This is a genomic window from Agromyces archimandritae, assembly GCF_018024495.1.
GTDB classification, from domain to species: Bacteria; Actinomycetota; Actinomycetes; order Actinomycetales; family Microbacteriaceae; genus Agromyces; species Agromyces archimandritae.
This window is the reverse complement of the sequence record NZ_CP071696.1, coordinates 2870369-2888022: the sequence shown is the minus strand read 5'-3', so window position 1 is coordinate 2888022 and position 17654 is coordinate 2870369. Positions and strand designations below refer to the sequence as shown.

The 17654-nt window shown below is 72.4% G+C and carries 17 protein-coding genes; 13 read left to right on the top strand and 4 right to left on the bottom strand.

All coding sequences use genetic code 11. The features are described from left to right. Positions 1-92 precede the first annotated feature (92 nt). The 10 genes from G127AT_RS13285 (at position 93) to G127AT_RS13240 (ending at position 10546) form a co-directional block, all read left to right on the top strand. Positions 93-1085, top strand: a complete 993-nt coding sequence (locus tag G127AT_RS13285) for a methionine ABC transporter ATP-binding protein (RefSeq protein ID WP_210897639.1) — start codon at positions 93-95, stop codon at positions 1083-1085. Further along, positions 1082-1783, top strand: a complete 702-nt coding sequence (locus tag G127AT_RS13280) for a methionine ABC transporter permease (protein ID WP_244857578.1) — start codon at positions 1082-1084, stop codon at positions 1781-1783. The genes G127AT_RS13285 and G127AT_RS13280 overlap by 4 nt, the downstream gene beginning before the upstream one ends. 88 nt (positions 1784-1871) lie before the next feature. Continuing rightward, positions 1872-2684: a MetQ/NlpA family ABC transporter substrate-binding protein gene (locus G127AT_RS13275; RefSeq protein ID WP_210897637.1), complete on the top strand. Its 813-nt coding sequence runs from the start codon at positions 1872-1874 to the stop codon at positions 2682-2684. A 156-nt stretch (positions 2685-2840) separates the two neighbouring features. After that, complete coding sequence (locus tag G127AT_RS13270; protein ID WP_210897635.1) at positions 2841-3692, top strand: NUDIX hydrolase; 852 nt, start codon at positions 2841-2843, stop codon at positions 3690-3692. Next, positions 3689-5014, top strand: coding sequence for a quinolinate synthase NadA (gene nadA, locus G127AT_RS13265; protein WP_210897633.1), 1326 nt, complete (start codon positions 3689-3691; stop codon positions 5012-5014). Before G127AT_RS13270 ends, nadA begins: the two co-directional genes overlap by 4 nt. A 1-nt stretch (position 5015) precedes the next feature. Next, on the top strand, positions 5016-6593 hold the full coding sequence (gene nadB / locus G127AT_RS13260; protein ID WP_210897631.1) for an L-aspartate oxidase: 1578 nt from the start codon (positions 5016-5018) through the stop codon (positions 6591-6593). After that, positions 6590-7453, top strand: a complete 864-nt coding sequence (gene nadC / locus G127AT_RS13255) for a carboxylating nicotinate-nucleotide diphosphorylase (RefSeq protein WP_210897629.1) — start codon at positions 6590-6592, stop codon at positions 7451-7453. Before nadB ends, nadC begins: the two co-directional genes overlap by 4 nt. Then, the gene (locus G127AT_RS13250; RefSeq protein WP_210897627.1) at positions 7450-8586 is read left to right on the top strand and encodes a cysteine desulfurase family protein; all 1137 of its coding nucleotides are present in this window, start codon (positions 7450-7452) and stop codon (positions 8584-8586) included. The genes nadC and G127AT_RS13250 overlap by 4 nt, the downstream gene beginning before the upstream one ends. Further along, complete coding sequence (locus tag G127AT_RS13245) at positions 8583-8759, top strand: hypothetical protein (RefSeq protein ID WP_210897625.1); 177 nt, start codon at positions 8583-8585, stop codon at positions 8757-8759. Before G127AT_RS13250 ends, G127AT_RS13245 begins: the two co-directional genes overlap by 4 nt. A 296-nt stretch (positions 8760-9055) precedes the next feature. Continuing rightward, positions 9056-10546, top strand: a complete 1491-nt coding sequence (locus tag G127AT_RS13240; protein WP_425305861.1) for a DHA2 family efflux MFS transporter permease subunit — start codon at positions 9056-9058, stop codon at positions 10544-10546. Between the two features lie 82 nt (positions 10547-10628). Here G127AT_RS13240 and G127AT_RS13235 read toward each other — a convergent pair whose 3' ends face one another. From G127AT_RS13235 to G127AT_RS13225, 3 genes are all read right to left on the bottom strand, one after another. Further along, positions 10629-12521, bottom strand: a complete 1893-nt coding sequence (locus tag G127AT_RS13235; RefSeq protein WP_210897623.1) for a VWA domain-containing protein — start codon at positions 12519-12521, stop codon at positions 10629-10631. Positions 12522-12788: 267 nt separating this feature from the next. Next, positions 12789-13196 (bottom strand): nitroreductase family deazaflavin-dependent oxidoreductase, encoded by a 408-nt coding sequence (locus G127AT_RS13230; protein WP_244857577.1) that lies wholly within the window; start codon positions 13194-13196, stop codon positions 12789-12791. A 41-nt stretch (positions 13197-13237) separates the two neighbouring features. After that, on the bottom strand, positions 13238-14098 hold the full coding sequence (locus G127AT_RS13225) for an Fpg/Nei family DNA glycosylase (protein WP_210897619.1): 861 nt from the start codon (positions 14096-14098) through the stop codon (positions 13238-13240). Positions 14099-14200: 102 nt separating this feature from the next. On the opposite strand from G127AT_RS13225, the gene G127AT_RS13220 reads away from it, so the two are divergent. Then, entirely contained in the window at positions 14201-14623 is a 423-nt protein-coding gene (locus tag G127AT_RS13220) for a hypothetical protein (RefSeq protein ID WP_210897617.1), read from the top strand. Positions 14624-14641: 18 nt separating this feature from the next. Here G127AT_RS13220 and G127AT_RS13215 read toward each other — a convergent pair whose 3' ends face one another. Beyond that, positions 14642-16096: an AAA family ATPase gene (locus tag G127AT_RS13215; protein ID WP_210897615.1), complete on the bottom strand. Its 1455-nt coding sequence runs from the start codon at positions 16094-16096 to the stop codon at positions 14642-14644. A 72-nt stretch (positions 16097-16168) separates the two neighbouring features. Between G127AT_RS13215 and G127AT_RS13210 the strand changes: the two genes are divergently transcribed. Together G127AT_RS13210 and G127AT_RS13205 are read left to right on the top strand one after the other, a co-directional pair. Next, entirely contained in the window at positions 16169-16789 is a 621-nt protein-coding gene (locus tag G127AT_RS13210) for a TetR/AcrR family transcriptional regulator (RefSeq protein ID WP_210897613.1), read from the top strand. A gap of 45 nt (positions 16790-16834) precedes the next feature. After that, on the top strand, positions 16835-17587 hold the full coding sequence (locus tag G127AT_RS13205) for an SDR family NAD(P)-dependent oxidoreductase (protein ID WP_210897611.1): 753 nt from the start codon (positions 16835-16837) through the stop codon (positions 17585-17587). Positions 17588-17654 lie beyond the last annotated feature (67 nt).

Here is a 17654-nt window from a genome sequence, read left to right as displayed (position 1 = left end):
CTCGATGATCGAATCGGCACACCACCCCACAGCAACGATGCGGCAGCGCGTGCGCCAGGCGCATCGGCATGCCGCGGTCACCTGGAAGCCGAATGATCACCGCAACCAACCTCGTCAAGACCTTCGGGTCGGGCGGATCCGCCGTGCGCGCCCTCGACGACGTCTCCCTCGCGGTCGGCGACGGCGAGATCGCCGGCGTCGTCGGCAAGTCCGGCGCCGGCAAATCGACGCTGATCCGCACCATCAACGCCCTCGAACGACCCGACTCGGGCACCGTCGAGGTCGCCGGCCGGCCCATCTCGAGCCTCACGGGCGAAGCGCTCCGCACCGCCCGGCACGACATCGGCATGATCTTCCAGCACTTCAACCTGCTCTCCAGCCGCACCGTCGCCGGCAACGTCGCCCTCGCCCTCGAACTCATCGGCTCCCCCCGCGGCGAACGCAAGGCGCGCGTCGCCGAGATCCTCGAGCTCGTCGGCCTCTCCGACAAGGCCAAGTCCTACCCCGCGCAGCTCTCCGGCGGGCAGAAGCAGCGCGTCGGCATCGCCCGCGCCCTCGCCAGCCGCCCGAAGGTGCTCCTCTCCGACGAATCGACGAGCGCCCTCGACCCCGAGACGACCCAGTCGATCCTTGACCTGCTCGCGAGCCTGAACCGCGAGCTCGGCCTCACGATCCTCCTCATCACGCACGAGATGGAGGTCGTCAAGCGCATCTGCACGCGCGCCGCCCTCATGGAGGACGGCCGCATCGTCGAACAGGGAGCCCTCACCGAGCTGCTCCGCACGAAGGGCTCGCGGATCTCGCGCAACCTGTTCCCGCTCGGCGAGCTGCCGGCCGAGCGCGGCACGACCGTGCTCGACCTCACCTTCACCGAGCTCGCCAGCGAGCACGCCGTCATCGCCCGGCTCGCGCGCGAGTTCGAGATCGACGTCTCCATCCTCGGCGCGACGATCGAGACCGTCGCCGGCCAGCAGACGGGCCGCACCCGGCTCGAACTGCCCGCCGGCACCGACCGCGACGCGGTCATCCGCGACCTCGAGGGCCACGGCATCGTCGTCGACATCGTGAGAGGGGGTGCGGCGTGATCGACACCGACTCTCCGCAGTTCTGGTCCGACCTCTTCGCCAACACGCTGAAGGCCACCGGCGAGACCCTCTACATGGTGGGCATCACGATGCTCATCACGGCCATCCTCGGCACCGCCCTCGGCGTCCTCCTCGTCGTCACCGAGCGCGGCGGCATCCTCGAGGCCCCATTCGGGCAGCGCTGGCTCGGCCGCGGCGTGAACGTCGTGCTCGGCTTCGTCGTGAACGTGCTGCGCAGCGTCCCCTTCGTGATCCTCATGATCGCGCTCATCCCGTTCACCTACCTGCTGCTCGGCACGAGCTTCGGCAACGCGGCCGCGACGGTTCCGCTCGCCTTCGCGGCGGTGCCCTTCTTCGCACGGATCGTCGAGATCGGCATCCGCGAGGTGCCGGCCGGCCTCGTCGAGGCGGCCGAGTCGCTCGGCGCGACGCGCTGGCATCTGCTGTCGAAGGTGCTGCTGCCCGAGGCCCTGCCGGCGATCATCCTGGGCTTCGCGACGACGGTCGTCTCGATCATCAACTACTCGGCGATCGCGGGCGTCGTCGGCGCCGGCGGCCTCGGCAACCTCGCGATCATGTACGGCTACCAGCGCTACAGCTGGCAGTACATCGTCATCGTCGTCATCGTCCTCGTCATCCTCGTGCAGGCCCTGCAGTCGCTCGGCGGATGGCTCGCCAAGCGCCTCTCGCATCGTTGACGGGGTGCGGATGCCGCGCGTCGCCGCAGCGGCCGCGCACCGGCATCCACCCCCGCCCCCGCAGCACCCACCGGAAGGAACCACCCCTATGAACCGCCTCACCAAGACCCTCGCGGGGCTCGCCGCCGCCGCGACCGCCATCGCCCTCGCCGGATGCGCCGGCGGCGGCTCGGACGACGCCGGCGAGGGCCTCGGCACCCTGAAGGTCGGCGCGACCGCCGTGCCCGCCGGCGAGATCCTCGCCTTCGTGCGCGACGAGCTCGCCGCCGACGCCGGCCTCACCCTGGAGATCCAGGAGTACACCGACTACAACACGCCCGACCAGGCCCTCAGCCAGGGCGCGAACGACGCGAACCTCTTCCAGCACGGGCCGTTCCTCGAGGAGTACAACGAGAACGCCGGCGACGACCTCGTCTCGATCGGCGAGATCTACCTGCCGCCGCTCGCCCTCTACTCGGAGGGCTTCGACGACATCGAGTCGCTGCCGGAGGGCGCGACGATCGCCCTGCCGAACGACCCGTCGAACGAGTCGCGCGCGCTGCTGCTGCTCGCCTCCGCCGGTCTCATCGAGACGACCGAGGCGCCGACGACGATCACCGACATCACCGCGAACCCGAAGAAGTTCGAGTTCACCGAGATCGACGCGGCGAGCCTGCCGACGGCCCTCAAGCAGCAGGATGCCGCGATCGTGAACTTCAACTACGCCGGCGCGGCCGGGCTCTCCAGCGATCTGCAGATCCTCACCGAGGGCGACGACAGCGAGTACTTCAACATCCTCGCCACGCGCGCCGAGCTCGAGGACGACCCGCGCATCCAGAAGCTCTACGAGCTGCTGACCTCCGACGAGACGAAGCAGTTCATCGAGGAGAAGTACGCCGGCCTGGTCATCCCGGCCCCGTAATCCTCTCTTCGCCGAACGGGCGCATCCGGGCTTCCGGGTGCGCCCGTTCCGCGTCCGGGGTCGGCCGCGGTTTGGCCTTCGAGTCGTGCCGACTGTAAGCTGTGGCCCACGACTTCGGGTCGCAGTGACCCGAAGGTGTCCCCGTTCGAGGTCGAGATGACGGATCGCGAAGGCCGCCCCGCAGACGGCGCTCGCCGCCGCGACCTGCGCCACGGCCGCGAGCGCGAACTCGTCCGCCCGGCCGGCGCGCACGAGCGCGCGCCCCGCCAGGGCGAGCAAGCCGCCCTCGCCGTCTCGACCGTCATCTTCGCCCTGAGGCCCGACCCCGCCACCGGCCGGCGCGCGCTCTGGACCCCGCTCGTGCGCCGCATCCGCGAACCCGAGCTCGGCCGCTGGGCGCTGCCGGGCGGCTGGCTGCCGGCCGGCGACGGCCTCGAGCAGACGGCCGCGCGCACCCTCCGCGAGACCACCGGGCTCTCCCCGGCCTACCTCGAGCAGCTCTTCACCTTCGGCGAACCCGGCCGTTCCCCCGGCCGCCGCGTCGTCTCGGTCGTCTATTGGGCGCTCGTGCAGTCCGCCGAGGCCGAGCAGGCCCGTGCCGACGAGAACGTCGACTGGTTCCCCGCCGACCACCCGCCCGAGCTCGCGTTCGACCACGCGGAGATCGTCGAGTACGCGCTCTGGCGCATCCGCACGAAGCTCGAATACGCCCGCATCGCGCACGCCTTCCTCGGCGAGACCTTCACGCTCGCGGAACTGCGGGAGGTGTACGAGGCGGTGCTGCAACGCCCGCTCGACCCCGCGAACTTCCGCCGCACCATGGAGGCGTCGGGCCAGATCGTCGAGACCGGGCAGCGCCTCGAAGGCACCCCGCACCGCCCGCCGAAGCTGTACCGCTCCGTGCAGCCGGGCCCGGCATCCGCACCCGGTATGCCCGCCCGAGCCACGGGCGGCCGACGCCGCCGCTCCGACGACCCCATCGAACCCCACCCGAGGATGCGCACATGACCCTCATCGAACCCGCCCCCCGCCCGGCCGCCTCGGTCGAGTTGACGATCCGACGCATCGCCTCCGGTGCGGCGACCGGCTCGACCTGCACCCCCGAACTGCAGACGGCGCCGTGGAAGATCGACGCCGGCCCCGACGGCTACGGGCCCGGATCCTCGATGGGCGACGTCATCCCCGTCGGCTCGCCGCGCCAGGGCGCCCTGCCGGCCGCCTACCGCCAGGCCGACGAGGCGGAGCTCACCCGCCGCATCCGCGCCGCGAAAGAGACCCTCGGCGACCGCGTCGTCGTGCTCGGCCACTTCTACCAGCGCGACGAGGTCGTACGGCACGCCGATTTCGTCGGCGACTCCTTCCAGCTCGCCAACGCGGCGAAGGCGCGGGCGGATGCCGAGGCCATCGTCTTCTGCGGCGTGCACTTCATGGCCGAGACCGCCGATATGCTCTCCGGCCCCGCCCAGTCCGTCATCCTGCCGAACCTCGCCGCCGGATGCTCCATGGCCGACATGGCCGACGCCGACTCGGTCGAGGAGTGCTGGGAGCAGCTCGAGGAGCTCTTCGGCGCCGAGCCCGACGAAGCCGGGCGGGCACCGGTCGTCCCGGTGACCTACATGAACTCCTCGGCGGCGCTGAAGGCCTTCTGCGGCCGGCACGGGGGCATCGTGTGCACCTCCTCGAACGCGGCGACCGTGCTCGAGTGGGCCTTCGAACGCGGGCAGCGCGTGCTCTTCTTCCCCGACCAGCACCTCGGCCGCAACACGGCGAAGGCGATGGGCGTTCCGCTCGAGGCGATGCCGATGTGGAACCCGCGGCAGGCGCTCGGCGGCAACGACGAGGCGACGCTCGAGCAGGCGCAGGTCATCCTGTGGCACGGCTACTGCTCCGTGCACAAGCGCTTCACCGTCGAGCAGATCGAGCAGGCCCGCGCCGAGCACCCGGGGGTGCGGATCATCGTCCACCCGGAGTGCCCGATGCCCGTCGTCGACGCGGCGGATGCCGCCGGCTCCACCGATTTCATCGTGAAGGCCATCGAGGCGGCCCCGGCCGGCTCGGTCTTCGGCATCGGCACCGAGATCAACCTCGTGCAGCGGCTGGCCGCCGAGCACCCCGAGCACGAGATCTTCTGCCTCGACCCGGTCGTGTGCCCCTGCTCGACGATGTACCGCATCCACCCCGGCTATCTCGCCTGGGTGCTCGAGGAGCTCGTCGCCGGCCGCACCGTCAACCGCATCGAGGTCGACGCAGACACGACGCGCGATGCGCGGGTCGCGCTCGAACGCATGCTGCAGGCGGTGCCGAAGCCGCTGCCGGTGCCGGGCGCCTGAGATGCCGATCGAGGTCCTCGTCGTCGGCAGCGGGCTCGCCGGTCTGCTGACGGCGATCCGCGCGGCGGACGCGGGATGCCGGGTGACCCTCGCGACGAAGGCGCGACTCGAGGACGGCTCCACGGCATCCGCGCAAGGCGGCATCGCGGCGGCCGTCTTCGGCGGCGACTCCGTGGAGCGGCACGTGCTCGACACGCTCGCCGCGGGCGCCGGGCACGCCGATGCGGATGCCGTGCGGGTGCTCTGCGGCGAGGGCCCGGCGGCGGTGCGGGAGCTCATCCGCCACGGCGTCGCGTTCGACCACGATGATTCCGGGCTCGCGCGCGGGCTGGAGGCGGCGCATACCCGGGCGCGTATCCTGCACGCCGACGGCGACGGGACCGGCCGGGTGATCCACGCCGCCCTGCTGCGGGCGATCGCGCACCGCCCGGTCGCGCTGCACGAGGAGCTCGCCCTCGTCGACCTCGTCGTCGAGGAGGGCCGGGCGGTCGGCGCCGACTTCCTCGCGGACTCGGGCCGCCTCGCGCGCTTCACGGCCGACGCCGTCGTCGTCGCCACCGGCGGCTGGGGCGTGCTCTACGGTCGCACCACGAACCCCTCGGTGGCCACCGGCGACGGCGTCGCGGCCGCGAGCCGGGCCGGGGCGCGCATCTCCGACGTGGAGTTCACCCAGTTCCATCCGACCGCGCTCGCGGCGCCGGGGGCGCCGCTCGTCTCCGAGGCGGTGCGCGGCGAGGGGGCCGTGCTCGTGGATGCCGCGGGGCGCCGCTTCCTGCCCGACGTCGATCCGCGTGCCGAACTCGCCCCGCGCGACGTCGTCGCCCGGGCCGTGCACGCGGCGATGGCCGCCCAGGGCGGCGAGCCGGTGCGGCTGGATGCGACCGGACTCGGCGCAGCCTTCCTCTCCCGACGGTTCCCGACCGTCGACCGCCTCTGCCGCGAAGCCGGCTTCGACTGGGCCCGCGAACCGGTGCCGGTGACGCCGGCTGCCCACTATGCGATGGGCGGCATCGCCACCGACACCGACGGGCGTTCGAGCCTGCCCGGGCTCTACGCCGTCGGCGAGGCCGCCTGCACCGGCGTGCACGGCGCGAACCGGCTCGCCTCGAACTCGCTGCTGGAGGCGGCGGTGTTCGCCGGCCGCGCCGCCGAGGCGATCCTCGCCGACGCCGCGCCGGCTGCCCGGACGGATGCCGGATGGCGCCGCCGCGATGCGGCGCCCGACGCGGCAGTCTCCGCCGCGGACGCCGATCCCGTCGACCGCGGCGGACTGCAGGAGCTCATGTGGCGGCACGCGGGCCTCGTGCGCGACGCCGCCGGGCTCGGGCATGCGCGCGAGCTCCTCGCCGGCTTGCATGCCCCCCGACCCGATACGCGGGCCGGGATCGAAGACCGCAACCTGCTGGAGCTCGCACGCCTCGTCGTGGATGCGGCGCTCACGCGCACCGCGTCGCTCGGGGCCCACCATCGCAGCGACGACGACGGCTCGGCGCATGCGGCATCCACCGCGGCCGGCTTCCCGGCATCCACCGCCCGCCGGGCATCCACCACCACCCCCGCGCCCGAGGAGGCCGCATGAACCCCGACCGCCGCAGCCTCGACCGACTCGTCGGCGCCGCCCTCGACGAGGATGGCCCGTGGGGGGACCTGACCGCGTCGACCTTGATCCCGGCGGACCTCGCCGCCGAGGCGACGCTCGTCGCCCGCGAACCCGGCGTCTTCTCGGGGATCGACGTGTTCGCGACCGCCTTCCGGCTGACCGACGCCGACATCCGGGTGAGGCCGCTCGTCGCCGACGGCGATGCGATCCGCCCCGGTATGCCGCTCGCGGTCGTCGCGGGGCCGGCGCGCGGCATCCTCACCGCCGAACGCGTCGCCCTGAACTTCGTGCAGCGCATGAGCGGCATCGCGAGCCTCACCCGCCGCTTCGTCGACGCCGTCGCCGGCACCGACGTCCGCATCGTCGACACCCGGAAGACCACGCCGGGCCTCCGCAGCGTCGAACGCCAGGCCGTGCGCGACGGCGGCGGATCCAACCACCGCCGCAGCCTCTCCGACGCGGTCATGGCCAAGGACAACCACCTCGCCTTCCTCGCCGCGAACGGCATCGGCCTCGCCGAAGCGCTCCGCGCGGCCCGTGAGCGGATGCCGCACACGGCCCACCTGGAGGTCGAGGTCGACCGGCTCGACCAGCTCGACGAGGTGCTCTCGGCCGGGCCCGACTCGATCATGCTCGACAACTTCTCCCTCGACGATCTCCGCGCCGGCGTCGCCCGCATCGGCGGCCGTGCCGTCGTCGAAGCCTCCGGAGGCGTCACCCTCGACACGGTGCAGGCCATCGCCGAGACCGGCGTCGACGTCATCTCGGTCGGCGCGCTGACCCATTCGGCGCCGGCCCTCGACCTCGGCCTCGACGTCGAGCTCGGCGCCGGCGGATGATCTACCTCGACCACGCGGCGACCGCACCCGTGCGCCCGAAGGTGCTCGAGGCGATGTGGCCGCATCTGGCCGGCGGCAACCCGTCGAGCCGGCACGGGTACGGCGAGCAGGCCGCTCGTGCCCTCGACGAGGCGCGCGCCCGGCTCGCCAGGCTCCTCGGCTGCCGCCCGGGCGACGTCGTCTTCACCTCCGGCGGCACCGAAGCCGACAACCTGGCCGTCACCGGCATCGCCCTGGCCGCACCGCGAGGACGACACTTGGTCACGAGCCCCATCGAGCACGAGGCGGTGCTCGCCTCCGCCGACGCCCTCGTCCGCCTGCACGGCTTCGAGCACTCGTTCGCGCCGGTCGACCGGCACGGCATCGTCACCCCCGAGGCGCTCGCCTCCGTCATCCGCCCGGATACGAGCCTCGTGAGCGTGCAGACGGCCAGCAACGAGATCGGCACCGTGCAGCCCGTGGCGGCGCTCGCCGCCGTCGCCCGTGCGCACGGCGCCCGCTTCCACAGCGACGCCGTTCAGGCCGCCGGGGTGCTGCGGCTCCGCCTCGGCGACGGCGTCGACGCCCTCTCGATCTCGGGGCACAAGCTCGGCGCACCGAAGGGATCCGGGGCGCTCATCGTGCGCGGCCGCATCCCGCTCGAACCCGTGCTGCACGGCGGCGGGCAGGAGCGCGGGCGCCGCTCCGGCACCGAGAACGTGGCCGCGGCCGTCGCCCTGGCGACCGCGTTCGGCCTGGCCGAAGCCGAACGCGTCGCATCCGCCGCGCGCATCGAACGTTTGCGGGAGCGCCTCGTCGCAGGCGTGCTGGGCCGGGTGCCCGGCGCACGCCTCACCGGCCATCCGCGAATGCGGCTGCCGGGCTCGGCCTCCTTCGTCTTCGACGGGGTCGCCGGCGAGGCCGTGCTGCTGGAACTCGAACGGCGCGGCGTCCTCGCCTCGAGCGGCTCGGCCTGCGCGGCAGGCCGCGACGACCCCTCGCATGTGCTGCTGGCGATCGGAGTGGATGCCGCACTCGCCCAGACCGCCGTGCGCTTCACCCTCGGCCCCTCGACGAGCCAGGCGGAGATCGACGAGACGCTCGGCACGATTCCCGCGGCCGTGTCGGCGGTCGGCGGTATCGTGAAGGCATGAGCGAATCGACCATCACCCCGGGGGAAGGCGAGCCCGTCGAGACGCCGCTCGAGCTGAAGGCACGGCTCGAGCGCGAACGCAAGTCGCAGAGCGATCTCGCTCCCGAAGAGGAGTCTCTGAAAGACTGGCTCCCTCGGGCGACGCCGACCGACGGCCCCGCACCCGCACCCTGACCCCGACCGGGCCACCGGCAGCCGTGCCGCCCGGCGCGGTGCCTCGGCACCTGCGTGCCGCGACATCGCGCTGCGCATAGGCCATCCGCCCACTCGGGGCGCGGGCGGGATTCCTCTCCGCTGATCCGGGAATAGCCGGACCCTCTGGGCCGGTTGGCCTCTTCTGTGCGGTGCCGTGAGGACGCCGCCGCCTTGCGCCGCTATCGTCGTGGGCCTGCTCGGGCCCGGCGCCCGCCCCCACCCATCGACCGACCCACACATCGACCGACCACGCCACGACCCCGCTTGGAGCCCCAGTGACCGCAACCGATACCGGCTCGATCCGAGTCCCCTCCGAACAGCCCGGCACCCCGCCCGCCGGCACCGGCATCGACCCTCGCGGCATGCGGGTCATCTGGCTGCTGCTCGTCGCCGCCTTCGTGGCGATCCTGAACGAGACCGCGATGGGCATCGCGATCCCGCACCTGAACGCCGACCTGGGTCTGCCGCCCGAGCTCGGCCAGTGGCTGACGAGCGCGTTCATGCTCACGATGGCCGTCGTCATCCCCATCACCGGGTTCCTCATCCAGCGGCTGACGACGCGCACGATCTTCCTCGTCGCCATGGGCCTGTTCAGCGTCGGCACCCTGCTCGCGCTGGTCGCGCCCGGCTTCGGCTTCCTGCTCGTCGGCCGGGTCGTGCAGGCGGGCGGCACGGCGATCATGATGCCGCTGCTCATGACGACGATGATGAACGTGGTGCCGCCGCATTCGCGCGGCCGCATGATGGGCCGCGTCGGCATCGTCATGTCGCTGGCCCCGGCGATCGGCCCGACCCTGGCCGGCTTCATCCTCGACGTCCTGAATTGGCGGTGGATCTTCGGGATCGTGCTGCCCATCGCGCTCGTCGCCCTCGCGATCGGCGCGAAGTGGATGCTGAACCTCGGCGAGACCCGCCGCGCGCCGATCGACGTGCTCTCGATCGTGCTCTCGGCCCTCGGGTTCGGCGGCCTCGTCTTCGGGCTCAGCCAGTTCGGCGGCGGCGAGGGCGGTTCCTCCTCCCCCGCCCTCGGATGGCTCGCCGTGGGCATCGGAGTCGTGGCCCTCGCGGCGTTCGTGTTCCGTCAGCTGCGCTTGCAGCGCGTCGATGACGCCCTGCTCGATCTGCGCGTGTTCGTCTCGAAGAACTTCACGATCTCCGTGGCGATCATGGCGGTCATCGCCCTCGCCCTGTTCGGCACCCTCACCCTCCTGCCGCAGTATCTGCAGAACGTGGTCGGGGTGGATGCTCTGGGCTCGGGCCTCGTGCTGCTGCCCGGCTCGGTGCTCATGGGCGTGCTCGGCCCGGTCTTCGGCCGCATCTACGACGCGAAGGGCCCTCGGATCCTGCTCGTGCCGGGCACGATCGTGGTCTCGCTCGTGCTGTGGTTCTATGCCACCGTGACGGCGACGACCCCGCTGTGGGCGGTGCTCATCGCGCAGACGGTGATGTCGGTGGGGATGGCGATGTCGTTCACCCCGCTGTTCTCCGCGTCGCTCGGCTCGCTCGAGCCGCGTTACTACTCGCACGGTTCGGCGGTGCTGAGCACCCTGCAGCAGGTCGCCGGTGCCGCGGGCGTCGCGATCCTGATCTCGGCGTATTCGGCGCTGCTCCACAGCGGCCAGGCTGCCGGCGAGACGGTCGAGGTGGCCGGCGCGGCCGGTGCCCGCACGGCGTTCCTGATCGCCGCGATCGTCTCGCTCGGCGCGGTCGTCGGGTCGTTCTTCATCCGCAAGCCCGCGGATCAGGAGGTGCCGGCCGCGCACTGAGCGACCCGCCCCACGCAACGATTCGCGCCCCCGTGCTCTATGCACGGGGGCGCGAATCGTCTCCGGGACTTCGCCGATTCGGTCAGCAGTTCGGCCGGCAGCTGCGCTGCGAGATGGCGTCGACGAGGACGAGGCCGAGGTCTTCGGGCTGCGTCGCGGAATAGGCCGCACCGCCGGTCGCCTGGGCGATCTTCGTCATCGCGTCCATGTCGGTGTCGGGGCCGAAGCCGATCATGATGACGGCGACGGGCCGCTTCGGGTCGTGGATCTTGTCGAGTTCTGCGAGCAGGCCGTTCAGGTCGAGCCCGCCGCCCTCGTCTTCGTTCTTGCCGTCGGTGATGAGCAGGACGGTGTTGACCTTGTTCGGGTCGTAGGACTCGGTGACCTTCTTCACGGCGGCGAGCGTCGTGTCGTAGAGACCGGTGCCGCCGCCGAGCCGCTGCGGGAGCGACTGGATGATGCCCTGCACCTCGGCGAGGTGGCCGGGGTCGCCGAGCGGGGCGAGCGGGGAGAGGTCTTCGTAGTCGGCGCCGCCGTTGCGCAGCGTCGAGAACACCCAGACCCCGAGTTCGACCTCGCCCGAGAACTTCGACATGGCGCCGATCGCGGCCTGCTGGAACACGTCGATGCGGCGCAGGCCGTTGCCGGCCGGCTCTTCCATGGAGCCGGAGACGTCGATGACGGCGAGCATGCGCGAGCGCAGGTTGAGCACGCTCCATTCGCGCAGGAGTTCGACCTGCGCGGCTCCGGCGGCAGCGGGCTTGGCTTCGATCGGCTCCTCGAGCACCCCGGTGGCGCTGATGTCGCCGGAGCCCTTCGAGTCGCGGAACGCGGCCTTCGCGAGACGCTTGGAACCGGCGTGCACGGCGTCCTCGAATGCGTCGATGAGCTCCTTCTTCGAGGTCAGCGCCTTCGGCTTGCCGTGCGCGTCGACCTTCGAGCCGGCGTTCGCGGATGCCGCGTCCTTCGCGGCGGAGTCGCCTTCTTCGGCGGCGTCGCCCTCCGCAGCGCCTTCCTCGGCCGCGTCGCCCTTCGCGGAGGCGTCGTCGCCTTTCGCCTCGTCGCCTTCGGCGTCGTCCTTGGACGTGTCGCCCTTGGACGTGTCGCCCTCGGTATCGCCGGAGCCCTCATCGGACTCCGCGGGCGGCTCGGCGTCGCCCGTCGGGGCCGGCTCGTCGCCGCCGAGGCGGATGAAGGGGTACTCGAGCATGATCGTGCCGTCGTTCGGGTACACGGCCGCGAGCTCACCCTCGGTGGCGGTCGCGTTGTAGGCGGCGACGGCGCGTTCGGTCGTGATCGCGACGATCTCGTCCTTCGCCGAGAACACGGCGCCGAGCGCCGCACCGGTCGAGGCGGGGATCGTCTTGCCGAGTTCGAGCGCGGCCGCGGAGTAGACGCGGGCGTCCTTGCCGGTGCGTTCCTTCAGCGTGGCCAGGCTCGCCAGGCTCGCCGCCGAGCCCTCCGGGTCGGCGAGCACGGCGTCGATCTGGCCCGCGAGGATGCTGCCCCAGCCGACGGGCGCCTCGCTCAGGTCCTCGATCCGCGAGGCGTCGGCGGCGAAGACGATCGGCGTCGTCGCCACGGCCTCGCCGACCTGCAGCTTGGGCGCGGGGCGGCCGATCGAGGCCGAGATCGCGTTGACCCGGTCGACCCAGGCGCGCGAGTCGGGCACCCAGATGTCGGCGTCGAGCTTGCCGCCGGTGGCGAGCACGGCCGCGGTGTCGGCCGAGTCCTGCGAACGCACGGTCACATCGGAACAGTGCGTGTCGACCTTGTCGAAGTTCTTCGCGATGTCGGCGAGCGACGGGGTGACCGACGGATCGGCGACGACCGCGATCGGCTCCGTCGTCTCGCACTTGCCATCCGAGGATGCCGCTGCGAAGAACGGGGCGAAGAAGCCGCCGAACCAGAGCACCGATCCGGTGACGATGAGGACGAGCGCTGCGGCACCTGCGACGAGGGGCACGATGGGCACGCGGAACCTCGCCAGCGGGGATCGAGCCTCGCTGCTACTACTGACACTGTGACGCCCCACGACAACTCCAACGTCGTTCGGGGATGCACCGGGCATCACCGAATCCTTCTCGGGACTCCCCTATTCGGGGAAGGATTTCCAACAGCATAGGCGACGCCGGCACCTGAGTGAACCTCCGAGTCGCAAACACGTCGCAGAACTGACCGATCCACCGCCGCCGGCCCCACCGATCCGGGGCCGATGCGGTGCCGGCGGACCGGCGGCGACTCACCCGAGGTGCAGCCTGACGATCGGGATCTCGGGGTCGGCGGAGCCCGTGGCATCCACGATCGAACGCTGCAGCGCCCGCCACGCGCGCGGATACCGGGCCGCATACATGCGGAGGGCGGCGCTGCTCTCTTCCGGGCCGAGCCGTTCGGCTCGCGCGGGCACCCGGGTGCGGAAGCCGATCGAGACGGCGCAACGCGGCTCGGCGGCGAGGTTGCGGTACCACTGCGAGCGCGGCCCGAACCCGGCGGCGATCATGACGACGTCGCGGCTCGGGCGGTCGACGGCTTCGAGGACGACGTAGCGGGCTGCCCCGCTCGTGCGGCCGCGGTGCACGAGCAGCAGCAGCCGACCTCCGAAGAGGAAGCCGAACCCTGCGCGGAAGACCGCGATGGGCGCGCGCACCATCCACCGCGTCGTCAGAAACCTCGCTCCGGCATCCATACGGCCTACTTCAGCAGCCGCGAGAGCACGCGGTCCGAGAGCGGCTTGCCGCCCGTCTGGCACGTCGGGCAGTACTGGAACTCGGAGTCGGCGTACGTCACCTTCCGGATCGTGTCGCCGCAGACGGGGCAGGCCCGGCCGGTGCGGCCGTGCACGCGCATCCCCGTGCGCTTGGCGTCCTTCAGCTCGGCGGGCGGCTTGCCGTCGGCCGCGACGATCGCCTCGCCGAGCACGCGCCGCATCGCCGTGAAGAGACGTTCGACGGCGACGTCGTCGAGGGAGGCGGCGAGCGCGAACGGCGACATCTGCGCGGTGTGCAGGATCTCGTCGGAGTAGGCGTTGCCGATGCCGGCGAAGACGGACTGGTCGCGCAGCAGCCCCTTGATGCGCGTGCGGTGCCCGGCGAGGATGCGCGCGAAGTCGTCCTTCGTGAAGCCCTCGGCCATCGGGTCGGGGCCGAGGCGGGCGATGCCCGGCACCTCGGCGGGGTCGCGGACGATGTGGACGGCGAGCGACTTCTTCGTGCCGGCCTCGGTGAGGTCGAAGCCGGTGCCGTCGGTGAAGCGGAGCCTGAGCGCGATCGGCGACCGGCCCGGCCGCACGGGCGTCGCCGGCACCTGTTCGTACCAGCGCAGCCAGCCGGCACGGGCGAGGTGGAAGACGAGGTGGATGCCGCCGGCGTCGAGGTCGAGGAACTTGCCGTGCCGGACCACCCCCGTCGCCTCGCGGCCGGCGAGCGCCGACGGCGGCGGGTCGACGGTCTTCAGGGCGGAGATCGCGGCGACCGAGACGCGGTCGATCGTGCGACCGCCCGCATGCTCGCGGAGGAAGCGGGTGAGGGCTTCGACCTCGGGCATCTCCGGCATGGATCCATCGTGGCAGCGGCCGCCGACATCCGTACGTCACGCGGAGACATCCGTCCACGCCGAAGCTGCGGCATCCTCGAGACTGGCGTAAGGTCCCACCTCATGACGAACAACGAACTCGAAGACGAGGTCGGGACCCGTGTCGTCCGGCTCCACCCCGGCTCCACCGTGAGCGCGCTCTGGCTGTCGACCCCGATCGCGTACGAAGACACCCGACTCGGCGAGGCGCTCATCGATTCGCTGCGCTCCTGGGCGGCCGACTATCGGCTCGCCGTCGACGAAACCCGTCGGTGGCGTTCCGCCGAGATCGCCCGCCGCTTCGCCCACGAGGGCAACCGTCTGGCCGGCCTCCTCGCCGAGGAGCTCGGCCACGGCTTCGACGTCGAGGTGCCGCCGCTCGCCGGCTCGCCGCGCCGGCGGTTCCGCTGCCGGATGCCGGCGCGCAACGCGACGGCCGCGCAGGCCTTCGTCGCCGCGGCCGAGGGGCGCCTCGGCGACGCGGGCTTCGTGCGCGCGACCGGCTGAGCGGCTCCGGGCTGCCCGCTATCCCGGCATGATGCTGCGGTAGCCCTGTCGTCGGCCGACGAACGCCCCGGGTGCGCTGCTGCCCGGGTCCGCCGAACCGGCCTGCCCGGGCTCGCCGCCCGTACCGCCGAGCAGTCTGCGGCCGAGCGCCGCCTCCGCGTCCAGCAGCTCGTCGAGGGCGGCCTCCAGGTCCGCGTCGACCGCGTCGCGTTCCTCCTGCGCGGCCGTGAGCGTCGCGCGCCGCATGAGCTCTTTCGCGAAGGAGCCTGTGGTGCCTTCGGCCCGGTCGGCGGCGGCGCGCACGGCATCCGCCGAGAACGCGGTGCCGCGCGCGTACCGATCGAACAGCCTGCGCCGCTCGTCGCGGGCCGGCAGCGGGATCTCGACGGCGAGGTCGACGCGCCCTGGCCGCTCGGCCAGGGCCGGTTCGAGCACTTCGACCCGGTTGGTGGTGAGCACGAAGGCGACATCGGCGTCCCCGTCGAGGCCGTCGAGGGCGTCGAGGACGGCGAAGAGGAGCGGCTGCGGTCCGGCCGCCATGCCGCGGTCCATGGCGACGAGGTCCACGTCCTCGAGCACGACGAGCGCCGGCTGCATGGTGCGGGCGAGCTCAGCGGCTTCGCGGATGTTGGCGATGCCGGCGCCGGTCAGCAGCACGGTCGTGACGCCCTCGGCCCGCCCGATGAGGTGCCTGACGGTGAGGGTTTTGCCGGTGCCGGGCGGGCCGTAGAGCAGGATCCCGCGCTTCAGGTGCCGGCCGGCTGCCGTCAGCCGCGGCGCGAGGCGGGTGATGTCGAGCGCCTGGGCGGTGACGGCCTCCATCGTCCCTTCGGGCAGCACGACGTCGTCGGCCGGGACCGTCGGTCGCTCGTGGAAGACGACGCCGAGCCCCTGATGTCCGAAGGCGCTGCCCTCGAACGAGACCACCTTGCCGCGCAGCACGCTGCGCTCGAGCATGCGCTCGCGGAGGGCGGTGAGGAAGGATGCGGCGATGCCCGGATCGCCCGCGACGACCTCGACTGCGGCCGATTCGCGGCCGTACTGCGGGGCGGCCTCGCGCTGCAGCACGGCGATCGGGGCGCCGTCGTGGGCGAAGAGGCGCACGCCCATGCCGATCGCCTGCCGGCGTTGCCCAGGGCCGACGGTGAGCTCGGTGTAGTCGACGGGTCCGACGCCGAATGCGACGTGCTCATGTCGGAGCAGCGCGGGGAACGGTTCGTGCTGGCGCATCTGGCCGCCGGTGACTCCGACGACCCGGCCTCCCTCGGCGAGCTCCTCGAGGGCGACGTCGACGTCGGCGTAGCGGTGGGAGGCGACGGCCTCGGCGACGACGGGCAGCTGCTCGGGATCGGCGCCCAGATGTTCGGCGACGAGTTCGCCGAGCGGCGTGCGTCTCGAGGGTCGCGCACTGCGCGCGACCTCATCGAGGAAGAGGCGGAAGGTTTCGATGAAGCGCTGCTGCTCGGCATCCACGCGGAGAGCCGAGCGATGGATGCCGTGCAGGCGCCCGCGCCGTCCGCGCGCCCTCGGGTATACACTGTATACATGACCCGTCGTGCGCTCGATCCGTCGGCGATCGCCGCATGCGCGATCGGCATCGCCGACCGCGAAGGCCTCGAGGCGGTGACCATGCGTCGCGTCGCCGGCGAACTCGACGTCACCGCGATGGCCCTCTACCGCCACGTCGGCGACCGCGACGGGCTGCTGGCCGCGATGGGCGCCGCCGTCGCCCGCGAACGACCGCTGCTCCCGGACGGCGAGGCCGGCTGGGCCGACATGCTCCGCCGCATGTCGCAGTCGATCTGGGCGTCCTTCCGCGCGCACCCGTGGCTCCTCGGCATCGTCATCGCCCCCGGCCGGCTCCTCGACCTCGCCGGCCGCGACCGCACCGAACGGCTCCTCGAAGCCCTCGAGGCCGGCGGGCTCTCCGCCGAGACCGCCGTCGATGCCGTCCTCGGCGTCTCGGCGGCATCCATCGGCATGGCCGACATCGTCTTCGGCCCCGGCGCCGACGCCGTCGTGGCCTACCCCTCCGACGCACCCGAGGCATCCGCCCGCCCCCGCACCGCGGCCCTCCGTGCTCGCGGCATCGGCGAGGCATCCGGAGCCGCGGCCCTGGCATCCACCGTCGAACACCTCATCGCAGGCCTGGCCGCCCCGGCCTGACCGGACACGTCCCGGGCCCCGCCCGGCGGAACAAGGAGAAACACCGTGCAACTCGAACACAAGGTCGCCATCATCACCGGCGGCGCCGGCGGCATCGGCCAGGGCATCGTCCGCCGCTTCCTCGACGAGGGCGCGAAGGTCCTCGTCGTCGACATCGTCCCGCAGGAAGCCGGCGAAGCCCTCGTCGCAGAGCTCGCCGACGGCCGCGACGCCGCCTACCTCCGCTCCGACATCGCCGTCGCCGAGAACGCGCCGGCGATCGTCGCGGCCGCCGTCGAACGGTTCGGCCGCCTCGACGCCCTGGTCAACAACGCGCACGCCTCCAAGCAGGCCCCGATCGTCGAGACCACGCAGGAGATGTGGGACCTCTCGCTCGGCACCGGCATGATGGCGACCTTCCATCTCATGCAGGCCGCCTACCCCGAACTCGTGAAGACCCGCGGCGCGATCGTGAACTTCGCCTCCGGCGCCGGCATCAAGGGCCTGCCGAACCAGGTCACCTATGCGGCCGCGAAGGAGGGCATCCGCGCGATCACCCGCGTCGCCGCCAACGAATGGGCCGCCGACGGCATCCGTGTGAACCTCGTCTCGCCCATCGCCCTCACCCCGGGCATCGCGCAGTGGGCCGAGGCGTTCCCCGCCGAATACCGGGAGGTCGTCGACGGCGTGCCGCTCGGCCGCCTCGGCGACCCGAAGGACGACATCGCCCCCGTCGTCGTCTTCCTCGCAAGCGAGGCCTCGCAGTACGTGACCGGCCAGACGATCATGGCCGACGGCGGATCCATCAAGCTCACCTGAGCATGCCGGGTGCGGATGCCGGGGCGCACCGGCATCCGCACCCGCCGTACCGGGGAGCTGACCCGGC

What these genes read in the sequence shown, in the direction of transcription:
- G127AT_RS13285 (WP_210897639.1), top strand. Translation starts at nt 93, where the DNA reads ATGATCACCGCAACCAACCTCGTCAAGACCTTCGGGTCGGGCGGATCC.
- G127AT_RS13275 (WP_210897637.1), top strand. Translation starts at nt 1,872, where the DNA reads ATGAACCGCCTCACCAAGACCCTCGCGGGGCTCGCCGCCGCCGCGACC.
- G127AT_RS13270 (WP_210897635.1), top strand. Translation starts at nt 2,841, where the DNA reads ATGACGGATCGCGAAGGCCGCCCCGCAGACGGCGCTCGCCGCCGCGAC.
- nadA (WP_210897633.1), top strand. Translation starts at nt 3,689, where the DNA reads ATGACCCTCATCGAACCCGCCCCCCGCCCGGCCGCCTCGGTCGAGTTG.
- nadB (WP_210897631.1), top strand. Translation starts at nt 5,016, where the DNA reads ATGCCGATCGAGGTCCTCGTCGTCGGCAGCGGGCTCGCCGGTCTGCTG.
- nadC (WP_210897629.1), top strand. Translation starts at nt 6,590, where the DNA reads ATGAACCCCGACCGCCGCAGCCTCGACCGACTCGTCGGCGCCGCCCTC.
- G127AT_RS13250 (WP_210897627.1), top strand. Translation starts at nt 7,450, where the DNA reads ATGATCTACCTCGACCACGCGGCGACCGCACCCGTGCGCCCGAAGGTG.
- G127AT_RS13245 (WP_210897625.1), top strand. Translation starts at nt 8,583, where the DNA reads ATGAGCGAATCGACCATCACCCCGGGGGAAGGCGAGCCCGTCGAGACG.
- G127AT_RS13230 (WP_244857577.1), bottom strand. Translation starts at nt 13,196, where the DNA reads ATGGTGCGCGCGCCCATCGCGGTCTTCCGCGCAGGGTTCGGCTTCCTC.
- G127AT_RS13225 (WP_210897619.1), bottom strand. Translation starts at nt 14,098, where the DNA reads ATGCCGGAGATGCCCGAGGTCGAAGCCCTCACCCGCTTCCTCCGCGAG.
- G127AT_RS13220 (WP_210897617.1), top strand. Translation starts at nt 14,201, where the DNA reads ATGACGAACAACGAACTCGAAGACGAGGTCGGGACCCGTGTCGTCCGG.
- G127AT_RS13210 (WP_210897613.1), top strand. Translation starts at nt 16,169, where the DNA reads ATGACCCGTCGTGCGCTCGATCCGTCGGCGATCGCCGCATGCGCGATC.